This window comes from Clostridioides sp. ES-S-0010-02 (genome assembly GCA_020641055.1).
GTDB lineage: Bacteria > Bacillota > Clostridia > Peptostreptococcales > Peptostreptococcaceae > Clostridioides.
Genome location: CP067345.1, coordinates 2,108,228 through 2,122,728, shown reverse-complemented (window position 1 = coordinate 2,122,728; position 14,501 = coordinate 2,108,228). Strand labels below are relative to the sequence as shown.

15 protein-coding genes, 1 riboswitch and 1 other annotated feature are annotated in these 14,501 nt (G+C 26.9%); of the genes, 5 read left to right on the top strand and 10 right to left on the bottom strand.

Features of this window, described 5'->3' with window-relative positions; translation table 11 throughout:
* Positions 1–50: 50 nt before the first annotated feature.
* The 6 genes from argB to JJC01_09575 form a co-directional block, all read right to left on the bottom strand.
* Positions 51–911 carry an acetylglutamate kinase gene (argB, locus tag JJC01_09600; GenBank protein UDN60096.1) on the bottom strand — a complete coding sequence of 287 codons (861 nt, stop codon included), beginning with the start codon at positions 909–911 and terminating at the stop codon, positions 51–53.
* 13 nt (positions 912–924) lie between these two features.
* Positions 925–2,142, bottom strand: a complete 1,218-nt coding sequence (argJ, locus tag JJC01_09595; protein ID UDN60095.1) for a bifunctional glutamate N-acetyltransferase/amino-acid acetyltransferase ArgJ — start codon at positions 2,140–2,142, stop codon at positions 925–927.
* A 41-nt stretch (positions 2,143–2,183) separates the two neighbouring features.
* On the bottom strand, positions 2,184–3,218 hold the full coding sequence (locus JJC01_09590; protein UDN60094.1) for an N-acetyl-gamma-glutamyl-phosphate reductase: 1,035 nt from the start codon (positions 3,216–3,218) through the stop codon (positions 2,184–2,186).
* 262 nt (positions 3,219–3,480) lie between these two features.
* Positions 3,481–3,694 (bottom strand) — a binding site (T-box leader).
* 80 nt (positions 3,695–3,774) lie between these two features.
* Complete coding sequence (locus tag JJC01_09585) at positions 3,775–4,275, bottom strand: GNAT family N-acetyltransferase (GenBank protein UDN60093.1); 501 nt, start codon at positions 4,273–4,275, stop codon at positions 3,775–3,777.
* Positions 4,276–4,695: 420 nt separating this feature from the next.
* On the bottom strand, positions 4,696–5,097 hold the full coding sequence (locus tag JJC01_09580) for a hypothetical protein (protein UDN60092.1): 402 nt from the start codon (positions 5,095–5,097) through the stop codon (positions 4,696–4,698).
* Positions 5,098–5,736: 639 nt separating this feature from the next.
* Positions 5,737–6,495: a GNAT family N-acetyltransferase gene (locus JJC01_09575; GenBank protein UDN60091.1), complete on the bottom strand. Its 759-nt coding sequence runs from the start codon at positions 6,493–6,495 to the stop codon at positions 5,737–5,739.
* A 304-nt stretch (positions 6,496–6,799) separates the two neighbouring features.
* Between JJC01_09575 and JJC01_09570 the strand changes: the two genes are divergently transcribed.
* Positions 6,800–7,279 carry a GNAT family N-acetyltransferase gene (locus JJC01_09570; GenBank protein ID UDN60090.1) on the top strand — a complete coding sequence of 160 codons (480 nt, stop codon included), beginning with the start codon at positions 6,800–6,802 and terminating at the stop codon, positions 7,277–7,279.
* Positions 7,280–7,548: 269 nt separating this feature from the next.
* Here the strand turns inward: JJC01_09570 and JJC01_09565 are convergent, their stop codons facing one another.
* Positions 7,549–8,106, bottom strand: a complete 558-nt coding sequence (locus tag JJC01_09565) for a TetR/AcrR family transcriptional regulator (protein ID UDN60089.1) — start codon at positions 8,104–8,106, stop codon at positions 7,549–7,551.
* Positions 8,107–8,370: 264 nt separating this feature from the next.
* On the opposite strand from JJC01_09565, the gene JJC01_09560 reads away from it, so the two are divergent.
* From JJC01_09560 to JJC01_09550, 3 genes are all read left to right on the top strand, one after another.
* The gene (locus JJC01_09560) at positions 8,371–9,069 is read left to right on the top strand and encodes an alpha/beta hydrolase (GenBank protein UDN60088.1); all 699 of its coding nucleotides are present in this window, start codon (positions 8,371–8,373) and stop codon (positions 9,067–9,069) included.
* Between the two features lie 290 nt (positions 9,070–9,359).
* Positions 9,360–9,827: a DUF2975 domain-containing protein gene (locus JJC01_09555; GenBank protein UDN60087.1), complete on the top strand. Its 468-nt coding sequence runs from the start codon at positions 9,360–9,362 to the stop codon at positions 9,825–9,827.
* 10 nt (positions 9,828–9,837) lie between these two features.
* Positions 9,838–10,047 (top strand): helix-turn-helix transcriptional regulator, encoded by a 210-nt coding sequence (locus JJC01_09550; protein ID UDN60086.1) that lies wholly within the window; start codon positions 9,838–9,840, stop codon positions 10,045–10,047.
* 48 nt (positions 10,048–10,095) lie between these two features.
* On the opposite strand, the gene hcp is transcribed toward JJC01_09550, so the two are convergent.
* On the bottom strand, positions 10,096–11,754 hold the full coding sequence (gene hcp / locus JJC01_09545) for a hydroxylamine reductase (GenBank protein UDN60085.1): 1,659 nt from the start codon (positions 11,752–11,754) through the stop codon (positions 10,096–10,098).
* Positions 11,755–12,018: 264 nt separating this feature from the next.
* A riboswitch (cyclic di-GMP riboswitch) is annotated at positions 12,019–12,115 on the top strand.
* 149 nt (positions 12,116–12,264) lie between these two features.
* Between hcp and JJC01_09540 the strand changes: the two genes are divergently transcribed.
* The gene (locus tag JJC01_09540; protein ID UDN60084.1) at positions 12,265–12,465 is read left to right on the top strand and encodes a cold-shock protein; all 201 of its coding nucleotides are present in this window, start codon (positions 12,265–12,267) and stop codon (positions 12,463–12,465) included.
* Positions 12,466–12,650: 185 nt separating this feature from the next.
* Here JJC01_09540 and JJC01_09535 read toward each other — a convergent pair whose 3' ends face one another.
* Together JJC01_09535 and JJC01_09530 are read right to left on the bottom strand one after the other, a co-directional pair.
* On the bottom strand, positions 12,651–13,523 hold the full coding sequence (locus JJC01_09535; GenBank protein UDN60083.1) for a MurR/RpiR family transcriptional regulator: 873 nt from the start codon (positions 13,521–13,523) through the stop codon (positions 12,651–12,653).
* A 378-nt stretch (positions 13,524–13,901) separates the two neighbouring features.
* A complete protein-coding gene (locus JJC01_09530) occupies positions 13,902–14,483 on the bottom strand; it encodes a class I SAM-dependent methyltransferase (GenBank protein ID UDN60082.1) in 582 nt (193 codons plus the stop codon).
* Between the last annotated feature and the right edge of the window lie 18 nt (positions 14,484–14,501).

Here is a 14,501-nt window from a genome sequence, read left to right as displayed (position 1 = left end):
TTTATCATCCTCACTTAAGTTATAATCTTTTTTATATTTAACTTATTTTCTTATTCATTTTCTTTTCTTATTAATGTGCCTATTCCACTATCAGTAAATAACTCTGTTATTATAGAATGAGGAACTCTTCCATCTAAAATATGAACTCTATTTACCCCATTATTCAAAGCGTCTACACATCCATGTATCTTAGGTATCATGCCACCAGTAATTATACCTTCATCAAATAGCTTATCAACATCATCTAGTATAACTTCTGTTATCAATGACTTTTCTTCATCTGGATCTCTTAAAAGACCTGGCACATCAGTAAGAAGTATCAGCTTATCTGCATTTAATTCTTTAGCTATAGCTGATGCTGCTGTATCTCCATTTATATTATAGGTCTCACCATCTTCTCCTACTCCAATAGTTGCAATTACTGAAATATAGCCTGATTTCAAGCAAGATTCTATAAGTTCAACATTTACTTTCTTTATTTCTCCAACAAATCCTAGTTCATAATTTTTATATGGGTCACATAAAATCATATTATTATCTATCCCACAAAGCCCTACTGCTCTTCCGCCTTTTGTATGTATCTTGTTTACTAAGTCTTTATTTACCTTTCCAGCTAAGACCATTTTTACAATTTCCATAGTTTCTTCATCTGTATATCTAAGCCCATTTACAAATTTACTTTCTATATCTACTTTAGCAAGCATTTTATTGATTTCTGCTCCTCCACCATGTACTAAAACTATATTTATTCCAACATAACTCATAAGTACAAGGTCTTCCATAACAGACTCTTTTAAACCATCTTTTTTCATTGCACTTCCACCATACTTAACTACAATAGTTTTGCCTTGATGCTTTTCTATATATGGTAAAGCTTCTATCAGTGTATTTGCTTTTTCTATATCAATCATTAAGCATTTCCTCCTAGTTTCTATAACTTCCATTTATTCTTACATAATCATAACTTAAATCACATCCCCATGCATTTCCTCTAGCATTTCCCATGTTCAAATCTACTAATATACTTATTTCATCATCTTCAAGAATTTTTTTCGCTTTTTCTTCATTAAAATCCAACCCATTTCCCTGTTTACATACTTCTATATATCCTTTCATGCTTTCAAAAATAATATCTACTTTTTCCATATCTATTTCTTCACCCGCATATCCTAAAGCACACAATATTCTTCCCCAATTTGCATCAGCTCCAAATACAGCTGTCTTTACCAAGGAAGAAGATATAACTGTTTTTGCTAACTTTACTGCATGTTCTTCACTTAGTGCTCCATTTATATAGCATTCAATTAATTTTGTACATCCTTCTCCATCTTTAGCAACAAGTTTAGCAAGTTCTATACAAACATATGTAAGCGCACTTAAAAATACTTGATAATGTTCATCTTTTTCATCCATTCTCTCATTTTTCGCTTTTCCATTTGCCAAAATCATTACCATATCATTAGTACTTGTATCTCCATCTACACTAACTCTATTAAAACTTTTATCAACTGCACTTTTTAGAGCTTCTTTTAAGAGAACGCTATCGATATTTGCATCTGTCGTTATAAATCCCAATGTTGTTGCCATATTAGGATGTATCATTCCTGAACCTTTTGCCATACCTCCAATAGTTATTTTTTTATCTCCATACATTATTGCTACTGCTATTTCTTTCTTTATAATGTCAGTTGTCATAATTGCTTCTCTTGCTCCAATATGACCTTGTTTACTGAGATTACTTACTAACTCATCCATATTTTTTTCTATTAAATCTATATTTAGTGGTTTTCCTATAACACCAGTAGATGCAACCAAAACATCATCTTCTTTAATATTTAATTTTTCACTAGTAAATTTAGCCATTTTATATGCGTTTATAAGACCTTCTTTTCCATTAAATGTGTTAGCATTAGCACTATTGACTATAATCGCTTGTGCTTTTCCATTTTTAATATGCTCCTGTGTTACATAAACTGGATTTCCTTTAACTTTATTTTGAGTAACTACTGCTGCTGCATCACATAAAATATCTGAATAAACTAAAGCTAAGTCCCTCTTTTCTTTATTTTTTCTTAAGCCACAGTGAATTCCTGAAGCAACAAACCCTTCTGGAACTGTAACTCCACCTTTTATAATCTCCATTTTTATCCTCCTAATTATATGAGTTTAGTATTTTTCTATTCCTAAAATGCTGGTGCAATATGCTTTAAGCCTGTAGTCTCCTCAATTCCAAACATTATATTCATATTTTGTACGGCTTGCCCTGCTGCCCCTTTAATCATGTTGTCTATAGTTGAACAGATTATTAATGTATCTTTATTTTCATGTACTGATATTACACATTTATTTGAATATACAACATTTTTTAAAGAGGTTATCTTATCTAATGGGAGTATTTCTACAAATTTTTTATATTCATAATAATCAGTTAATTTTTTATGTATATCACCTATAGATACATTATCTTCTTTTATGCAGTATATAGTTGATAGTATCCCTCTATTTACTGGAATTAGATTTGGTGTAAAAACTACATCTACATCTTCTTTATACGCTTCACTTAGATTTTGTTCTATTTCTGGAGTATGTCTATGTTTTCCTATTTTATATGCAGTTATATTCTCATTAACTTCTGTAAAATGACTACTTGTTGATAACTCTCTACCAGCTCCTGTAAGACCTGATTTAGAATCAATTATTATATTATTATTTTTTATTAATTTAGAACTTAATAATGGCATCAATGGTAAAGAAATACTAGTAGGATAACATCCTGGATTTGCAACTATATCAGCACTTTTTATATCTTCTTGATATATCTCACTTAATCCATATACAGCTTTTTTGTGCAAAATTGTATCTATAAAAGATACTCCATACCATTTACTATATATTTTTTCATCTTTTATTCTGAAATCAGCACCTAAATCTATGACTTTCTTTTTAGATTCAATTGCTTTTATTGCAAACTTTTCACTTACACCATGTGGAAGAGCAGTAAATACAACATCACACATATCAATTACTTTTTCGTTTTCTATACATGTCATACTGTTTTCATAACCTATACTTGGGTATATATCAACTATGTTTTTGCCAATGTATGAATTTGAACCTATAGCTGTAACTTCTACTCCTTCATGATTTATTAGTAATCTTAGTAATTCTACACCAACATATCCAGTTGCTCCAATAATTCCAGCTTTTATTTTGCTCATTTTATTTCCTCCGTTTTATAATTATTTTAAGAATATTTCGAATTATTTTTTTAAATTAATATTATTATTTAATAATCATTTGATAATATATAAGTTTAAAACTATCTAACTAACAATAAAAAGCCCCTTAGCATTATAATGCTAAGAGGCGAATTTCCGCGGTACCACTCTTATTGGTAAAATTACAATTATAATAATTCTTATGAATTAAAAAGTATTTGCAAATGTATATTTAAAATTAAAAAAGCCTCTTGGTCAAAGACCAAGAGACGAATATACACCCGCGTTACCACTCTAATTGATAAGATAATCTTACCCACTCTAATCTCTTAAGGCGAGACTCACCAATTACCATACTACTAATTCTGGTAACTTCCTCCAAAGCTCTATTCACAATAAAATTCATTACTAGGCTTCCACCATCCCTAGCTCTCTATCAAATCCTTTTATGCTACTTTCTTTTTCATAGGATTTCAATTTCTTTTCTTGTTGTTTTATATAATAATTTATTTTTAGTAGTTTGTCAATATTATTTATAAATTTTTGGAAATTTTTTCTAGGTTGTTAATTTCCACCATTTTGTATCCGAGTTACGATATAACTTAAAACCACATCTTAATAAAACATTTTGTGAATCTGTATTGTAAGCATCAGTTTCAGCTATCACAGAAGAAACATTTGGTTGACTTAATCCCCAGCTACATATCTTTTTAATAGCTTCTGTCATATATCCTTGTTTTTTATAATCCTCACCTAATCCATAACCAATCTCAATTTCACCATAAGAATTTGGCACATCTTTAAAATCGGCTAATCCTATAATTGTACGGTTTTCATTTAACATAATAAACCAAAATGTATAAAACAATATATTTTTTTCATCTTTTTTAGCAATATTTAATTGTCCTTTTACAATATCATAAAAAAAACCAGTCATTGGTTCTGCACAATAAATGCATTCTAATTCCTTTTCTAATTCTGAATTATTGGAAGTCCAAAGTTCAAGTTGACGAAGTGATAGTGGAATTAGAGTTAATCTTTCTGTTTTTAATATCATTTTTTCTCCTTTTAAGAGAAAGACTAAAATTGTTATCAAAGAATTCTTAATCATACACAACAATCGTCTTTCTGCTGATTTTCTTTTTAATCTGATAAAAGCTCATCTATCACATGAAATTTCATTTATTAGTACTATTAGTTCTATATTTTCTAACAGGCTATAAAGTATATTAGTATCATAAATTTTACTACTCAATATCTTTTTTTATTTCTACAACATCCTCAATTTTACAATTGTAATTATTGAAAATAAAATTGATGGAAATTAACTGATAAAAGTATCATTATTAATTCAACACAGTTGAACAACAAGTGAGAATACATATAGATTTGTGTAAATATATATACATTCTAGCTTGATACTATATATGTGATAATTAGTTGCATAATATCGAGAATGATCTATATTTTTATAAGTTTAAGAATTATTTTTTAGAGAGTGTATTCCATTTATTAATACTTTAGAATCTATTTTTAAATATCTAGAATACATCCAAACAATTGGACTACGAAGCCTACCTCTAGAGCAAACAATTATTATCTTTTTACTATTGTTATCGCTAATAGATAGAAGCCTATCTTTTATTTTTTTACGATTTTTTATTAAACCATATAAGACAACAATTCCTGCGATGGGTTTATTCCTGTGCAGGAAGTCATATTCTTTTTCATTAATAACAGAGATATTATGTTCTAATTTGGCTATACTACCATATTCTATCGATGTACGTACATCAACAGTTACTTCATCAACGATTTCACTATGTTTTATTAGATATTGTGGACATAATTTTTTCATGTATACATCTAAAGTCTGCATAAGTATCTCTCCTTAACTCTTTGCATAATATATTAATTTATTATACTATAAGCAAGTTCACCTTTACAGTTGTTTATTAATATAAATTTATAATTATTATAAAAATATCTTAAATATATCATAGGATTTATATGAAGCTTTTACAATTTAGAGTGGAAATCACACTCATTTAGGTTGAATGGATAGCACAAATAGTATATAAAAAACATTGATACATACACATATAATGTTAATATAAGTATATGGAGAATAAATATAGAAGAACTCAAACAACAGCAAAGGATACTACTATTAATGAAAAGCTTACAATAGATTTAAAATTACTTCCTTTCTTTTGAAATTTTCAAATAAATGAAATTATTCCTTCCCATGTAAGAAAGTGACAAAACTAATTATTAAAAGTTAATTACAGTCAAACATATCTAAAAACAATACACAACCATCTTGTTGCAATGTTTAGTTATTCTGTAAAATATTATAATTTGACTAGTGAATAAATATACTAACAATAGCAGAACATTTATGACATGAAAAAATTGAAACAACATGGAATGTATATTCTCATTTATGTCCAAACAAACACCTAAAAATTGCACAAAAACTAGAAGATTTAAATTTATATCTTATTTTAATTAAGTTTTAAAAACCTTTACTATCTAAAAATTTTTCAATTTTTTTTTCAGAAAGTATCTCATTAGTTATAAATTCTCCATTGAAAAAAAGACTATATGTAGTAAATGGTGCAGGAGCATTTTGTGCTTCTTTTGCTGTTTCAAATTTTATAAGATTTACTTCAACACCTCTAGCATTCGCAATTTTTTTTAAAATAGGAGTATATTTTGCAGTATATGGACACTGATTACTGTAATATAAAACTATCCCATTCTCCTTTGATTTACTTTGTTTTACACAATCTTTAAAGCATGGAATAGGTGCATTATCAGTAAATGGAAAATACAATAACTCATAACTTGGTTCTGATGTATCTGCCAGATAAAATCCTTTATATTTTAAATACTTAGAATCAGATAAAAATGGTAGCTTTTTTTCAGATGAAAGTACAACTAACCCATATTTTCCTTTTGACTTTGCATCATCAATGCATTTTTGTAGTAATAAATTAGAGTATCCTTGTCCTTTAAATTTTCCAGATACCCAGAAACAATTAATATACATATAATTATCTGCAGTAATAGGACACCATGCATTTTCTGCTGGTATATATTCTATAAAAACTTTACCTCTTTCATCTAATCTTTTAAATACAAGACCTTTGTCAAAATTACTTTTCATCCAATATTTTTTAGAAGAAACACAGTTTTCTCCCTTTTTTTCAGTAATTGCACAACATACATGTTCATTATCAATATTATTTGAATTTATATCTATAATCTGCATATTACCTCTCCTTCTCTCTTTACAAAATAGTTTTCATATATATACTATATCTTTAATTGTACTATTATATATATGACACTTATATGTCATATATATTTTCATTTTATATTAAATTATTTCAAATTTATCATTATTAAATTATATGTAAAATTAAATAAATTTTTATGTTCTAACTATATTATATATGGATTGTTTTATTAATCACCTTTAAATTCAAATTTAATAAAACAATTTATATTGAAATAAATATATTTAAGGTATATAATTATAAGAAAAATTTTTAATAATAGAGGTGTTGTTTATAATGTGTGAAAAGTACCTAATAAGAGAATTAAAAGAACCTGATATTAGAAGTGCATTGAATTTAATTTGGAATGTATTTGAAGAATTTGAGTCTCCAGATTATTGTGCTGAAGGAATTAAGTCATTCCATGAATTTATAGAATATAACTCTATTATTGAAAAAGTCAAAGAAAAATCTATTTTCTTTTGGGGCTGTTTTGATTGTGAAAAGTTAATTGGGGTTTTAGCTATCAGAGACCTAAATCATATATGTATGTTATTTGTAGATAAAAATTATCACAAATGTGGTGTTGCAAAAAAATTAATGGCTATAGGTGTAAAGTATTGTACTGAAAACAGAGATGATTTAACTGAAGTAACTGTAAATTCATCCCCTTATGCTGTTGAAGTTTACCATAAATTAGGATTTAAAAATACTAATGCTGAACAGATTGTCAATGGTATACGTTTTACTCCAATGAAACTATCAATATCAAATTAATTTAACAAAGAAATATATCAAAAGCAAATCCACTTAAAGTTTTTAAAGTTGATTTGCTTTTAGATTAAATTTTTAAAGTACACTATTTTTCTTTAAGTTTTAAGTAATATACTTTGAAAGAATCTTCTAGCAAAGACATTAATATTTATTTTTTTACTTCTTATTTTCTAATCCAATCTATTAATTAAATCAACTATATTATAATTTATTGATATATATGTAATGTTGATTATTAATTCTATCATTTACATTAATATTTAGCGATATATTTAGTCATACTTTTTATGAATACCTAATAGTACAGTATCAACAGTGTCAGATAGACTTTTTATGGCTTCTTCTGAATCTAAAAGAGCTTTTCCAAGTTGCAAAGTTGAATATCCATGAATCACACTCATCAACAAATTTAATACTTCATCTATATTCTTTGTTCTTAAATTACAAGAAAGAATAAGTTTTTCTAATAGCGATTTATATTCTTCAAATATCTCTGATGTTTCTTTGTTCCCATGCCAAATAGCCCATTGAATTGTTTCATAAACCCCAGGATGAGCAATTATAAAATTAAAATATGCAATACTTACAGACTTTATAGCTGTATCTCCAGAATCACCAATAGCAACTTTCTCCATCTGTTTATTCATTTTCCTCATACCATTATGAGCAACCTCTCTCAACAAATCATCTAAGCTTTCTATATGATTATATAAAGAAGGTGTACGTATACTTAGTTTTTCTGCAACAACTTTTAAAGAAAGCTTGTTAAGCCCATCTTTATCAGCTATATCAGATGCTACCTGTATTACTATATCTCTACTAACACGCATGATTATACCTCTCTCAACTAAAATTAATTACTTTATTAGTTTAACTAATCTAATTAGCTTCGTCAACAATTAAGACTTATAAAAAACTTTATATTGAGTGCAATGTTGACAATTTAATTTTAGTTTAATATAATACTAACTATATTAGTATTATAACTAATTAAATTAGTATTATAGATAATTAAATTAGAATATTACAGTATAATTTTATAGTTTAATAGATATATCAATAGATACTATATATTAAACTGAAGGGAGATTTTTATGGAAAAGAAATATTTTCAAATTCATGGAATTCCTTCAATTCTTTGGGGAAATCCTTCAAACAAATTGTATATTTATATACACGGACAATGTGGTTATAAAGAAGAAGCCGAAATTTTTGCTAATATCGCTGTTAATCATGGATGGCAGGTTTTAAGCATTGATTTACCTAAACATGGAGAACGTAAAGAAGAAAACATTTCGTTTGACCCATGGAATGTTGTTCCAGAGTTATTAGCTATAATGAAATATGCAAAATCTAATTGGAATCAAATTGCATTATATGCAAATAGTATTGGTGCATGGTTTAGTATGTTAAGTTTTGAAAATGAGAATCTGGAAGAGTGTGTTTTTGTATCTCCAATTCTCGATATGCAACAACTTATTTCTAATATGATGCTTTGGGCAAATGTATCAGAAGAACAACTTAAACATGAACTAATTATTCCAACTTCATTTGGTCATACACTTTCATGGGAATATCTGCAATATGTCAAAAAACATCCTATTACTAAATGGAACACTACAACAAGAATACTATATGGTAAACATGACGAACTTACAGAACTAAGTGTGGTAGAGAAATTTACACGCCATTTTAATTGTAATTTAACAGTTATAGCAAACGGGGAGCATTGGTTTAATACACCAGAGCAATTAAAAGTATTAAATAAATGGACAAATACTTTATTTGAGTGAAGATAATTTCATTATTACTATTTATCTATAAATTAGAATAATTATTCTATCAATTCACTTTATCTTAATATCATTAAAATAAGCGATAATAAAGTTAAAATTATTCCAACTAGCACAATATTATTCAACATTTTAGAACTTATATTCTTTTTCATATAAACTTACCACCTTAATATTCTTATTTATATATACAATAATATTTTTATATTTTAATCAATATTTTTTTATTGAAAAACAATAAATTATATATTATAATCAATAATATAACCTATATTAAGGAGATGGTATTTATGAGTACAAAATTTTTTAGAAATATTCTAACAGTGTTTTTGTACATTATGTTAGTAAGTATGGCTGCAACAGGTATAATATTCTTATGTATGATACCCATATCTTTGTATAATTTTAGCTTTGAAAAATTGATTATTACAATTGTTAGAATTGTTTATTTTTCTGACTATTATATAGTTATTTTATTCCTAACTTTTATAATTAATAGCACTAAATACTCACCTTTTATACTTGAAAATGTTAAGAGATTTAAAATAATGGGATATTGCTTATTGATAAATACTATAATTGAATGTATCAATGGTTATAGTGTAAATGCTGGTCCTATAAAAATATTTGGAACTGATAATGGAGGAATTTCACCACTTATGGTCATCTCTTTTATCTTTTCACTAATGTGTTTTGTAATTGCTGAAACATTTAATAAAGCTATAAAAATAAAAGAAGATAACGATTTAACGATATAGAGGTGATATTATGGCAATTATAGTTAATCTAGATGTAATGATGGCAAAAAGAAAAATATCACTTAAAGATTTGGCTGAAAAAATAGATATTACAAATGCTAATTTATCAATTTTAAAGACTGGCAAAGCAAAAGCTATTAGATTCACCACTCTAAATGAAATTTGTAAAGCTTTAGACTGCCAACCAGGTGATATACTTGAATATGTAGAAGATGATTAAGAAAAGAGTGTCTAAAACACTCTTTTTGATTATCACCTATAGCTTTTATTATTTTAGTGGAACATTTAGACATGTTGCCAAATCTTTTTCAGGTGTACTAATAGGTATTAAATTAAATGTATCAACTAAGTATTGTAGTACATTTGGACTTATAAAGGCTGGTAAACTTGGCCCTAAATAAATATTTTTTATATCTAGTGATAATAATGCTAATAAATCTGCCACAGCTTTTTGCTCATACCATGATAATATTATTGAGAGAGGAAGACTATTCACATCTGTATCAAATGCATCAGCTAAAGCTAAGGCTATTCTTACTGCTGAATAAGCATCATTACATTGACCAACATCTAACAACCTAGGAAACCCCGCTACTTCACCAAAGTTTAATTTATTAAATCTATACTTTCCACATGCAAGTGTAAGAATTATACAATCTTTAGGAACTTGTTTAGCAAACTCAGTATAATAGTTTCTTCCAGGTCTTGCACCATCGCATCCTCCAATAAGGAAGAAATGTCTTATATTTCCAGATTTAACTGCATCTACTATTGCTGGTGCATTACTTAATGTAGCATTATGTCCAAATCCTACTAATATTTCATATGGTTCTTCACTTTCTTCAAACCCACCAAGTTCTAGTGCTTTATTTATTATTTCACTAAAATCTTTTTCTCCATTTTCACTTTTACCTATATATTTTACACCATCCCATCCGACGACACTAGTTGTAAAAATTCTATCTTTATAAGAATCTCTTGGTTTCATTAAGCAATTTGTTGTCATCAGTATACATCCTGGTATAGAATCAAATTCCTTCTGTTGATCTTGCCATGCTCCTCCAAAGTTCCCTACTAAATGAGTATATTTATTTAATTCTGGATATCCATGACAAGGAATCATTTCTCCATGAGTATATATATTTATCCCTTTTCCTTCTGTTTGTTTAAGTAACATTTCCAAATCTTTTAAATCATGTCCTGAAACTATTATAAAAGGTCCTTTTTTTATTTTTACATTTACCTTATGAGGTTCTGGATTTTTATAAATGGTAGTATTAGCTTCATCTAGTTTTTGCATTACAGCAACACTCATATCACCCGTCTTAAGAGTTAATGTTATTAAGTTTTCTAAAGAAATATCATCATCTGTAATTGCTGATAATGCTCTAAAATAAAATTCATCTACCTGATTATTATAATATCCAAGCTCTCTAGCCTGATGCCCATAAGCACTTATTCCTTTTAATCCATAAAGTATTGTCATTCTTAGTGAACGTATATCAGGGTTTAAACTTTCATCAAACATTATTCCAGCTCTTTTAGCATCTTCTATCATTTGACTTCTTGTTTCACTTAAATTATATTCAGCATACTCATTGTTTACAATAGGTTCTTTAATTTTTTTTCTTAATCTCTGCTTTATTTCTTGTGATTTTCTTAGCATATTTTCATGTACATCACCATCAAAATTTACATTTGTTAAAGTCGTAAATAAACTATTTTCTACAAAAGAAACTATATCTTTATCTATTTTTTCTCCATTATCTAACAAAACTTTAGCATAACAACTTATACCTTTTAATTGATAGATTAATAAGTCTTGAAGTGCTGCTATTTCTGGCGTTTTACCACAAACCCCTATTTTTGTACATCCTTTTCCACCAACAGTTTGCTCGCATTGATAACAGAACATTGAATTTTCCATATATTTATACCTCCTCTTTACCTTGTTACATAGTTTACCCATATATGTTATATATTATAAAAATAGTAAATTAAAATTGCATCTTCAAATGTACATACTATGATAAGTATTCTCTATAATGCAAGTAAGTAAATTTAAAGGTACTCCTAAATTATTTTAGATATGATTTAAAAATTTAAGTAAACTATTTTTAAATTTATTTGATTTTAAAACAAGAATGTTGAATAATAACTCATTCTAATGTATTATTGTAGTTGTAGAATAAAACTAAATCGGCAAAACTAGAGAAATTTAGTGACGCAAAGCTATAGGGACTAAGACTTATAAATTAATTTATGAGTTATGTCAGACAGTCTTAAAAATATATTTTTAAGACTAATAATAACCAAAAATGTTAACTAAAAAATATAATTGAATAGACATTCCTATTAATCTATGATATAATAATATTTGTGGTAATACACAATTAAATCAAGTATATCTTGATATAGGTTAATAGGAGTATTTTTAATGAATAATGGAATAGTGAAATGGTTTAATAATGAAAAAGGATTTGGGTTTATATCAATAGAAGGTGGAGATGATGTATTTGCTCATTTCTCAGCTATACAAACTTCAGGATTTAAATCATTAGAAGAAGGTCAACAAGTAAGCTTTGATATAGTTAAAGGCGCTAGAGGTCCTCAAGCAGAAAATATAACTATATTATAATATATAGATTTTTCGGGAAAGACTCTTTTGAGGGTCTTTTTTTATTGATAATTTAAGCAAAATCTTATTTAAATAAAAAAACTGACTGTCAGTTAAATGTCAGTCAGTTTTTTATAGTATTTTTACTCAAAAACTGATGGATTTGAGATTTTTAATAATTAATCATACTTATTAATATATAAACTTTACTCGTATACAGAATATCTCTTCCAGATTTGCTCTAAGTCATCGAAGTGCTGTTTAATATCTTCTTTTTCTTTCATACCAACAGAGATTGCAAGAGCATTTGAAATACTAAGTGCTGGAACTAGTGAATCTACAAATGAAGCCATATTACTCTTAACCAAAAGAGTATTGTCTGCAAGTGCTGCTACTGGTGCAAATAAACTATCTGTTAATGAAATTACATGTGCTCCTTTTTCCTTAGCATAATTGACAATTTGATAAGATTTTTTTGAATAACGTGGGAAACTAATTGCAACTATAACATCTTCTTCGTTTATTCTTACAATCTGTTCAAATGCATCTCCCATATCCATTCTAATTATATGGACATTATCAAGTATTATATCTAAGTAAAAACCTAGGTATTGAGCTACTACAAAAGAACTTCTCATACCAAGTATATATATTTTTCTTGCCTTTAAAAGTTTATTAGAAGCTTCCTTAAATGCTTTTTCATCAATTTCTTCTAATGTTGATCTTATATTATCTATATCACTCTTTAAAACTTTGTTCAATATTGCAAAATCATCAGAATAATCATGTGCCATTTCAACTCTTTGTACTGTAGTTAATTTATTTTTTATGAGTTCTTGAAGTGCAGCTTGTAATTTTGGATACCCACTATAGCCTAGAGCATTTGCAAACCTTACAACAGTAGATTCACTCACTCCTACAGTTTCACCTAATTTGCATGCAGTCATGAATGCAACTTTATCATAATTATTCAAAATATATTGTGCTATAAGTTTTTGCCCCTTACTTAACCTCGTGTATTGAGATTGTATATTTGATATCAAATGTTTACTATCTTTCATTTCATTTGTTTCTTCCATTTTTTTCTCCTTTTAGTTATATAAACTATTTTCTTTTTATCACTACTAATATTTTTTCTAAAAATTTTATTATTTTAGTTTTTATCTCAGCTTCTTAAACTCATAAAATTCTAACTTTTCTGTACCTTATACTTCACATAGTATTTTCGATTAAATTTATTATACCATCTTTCCTTGCATTTTTTAAGATTTATTCAATATTTCTTTTAAAATTTTCAATTTTTACTCATTTAAAAGTTAAATATTTTATTTTGCATATTTAAGTACATTACTTACTTCAAAAGTAAATTATCATATACTTATTATTTAAAGTGTTTTTAAAAGGTTACAATATATATATTAACTCTTAATAGAATCTTGTCAAGTTTTTTTTAGTGTTTATTGTGATTTTTTCTTTTCAATTAAAATCAATTGTGGTGGGTTATTGACTTGATTTAAAAATTTAGATTCTAAAACATTAAATTCATCTTGATTTAAATTATTTACAAAATTATATATACTATCTTTTTCTTCTTGCCCTCCATCATGTCCTGTATATATAGCAATACTTATTATTCCATTTTCTTTTAATATTTCTAAGCTAGACTTTATAGCTTTTAAAGTTGTATCTGGTTTAGTTATAATTAGATGTTTTGCTCTTGGAAGATATCCTAAATTAAATAAAACACATGAAACTTCTTCTTTTACATATTTATCGATATTTTCATGACCATCAAGTATTAATTTTACTCTATCTATATATCCTTCTTTTTCTAATTTTTTTCTTGTAGATTTTAGAGCTTCTTCTTGTATATCAAAAGCATATACAAAGCCTTTTTCTCCAACCTTTTCAGCCAAATACTTTGTATCATAACCATTTCCCATGGTAGCATCTATTGTTACATCACCTTTATTAATAATATTTTCTAAATAAAATTTATTTATATCTGTAATTTTAGTTAAATGTTTTGCATATGCCATAATATTATTTCTCCCTAC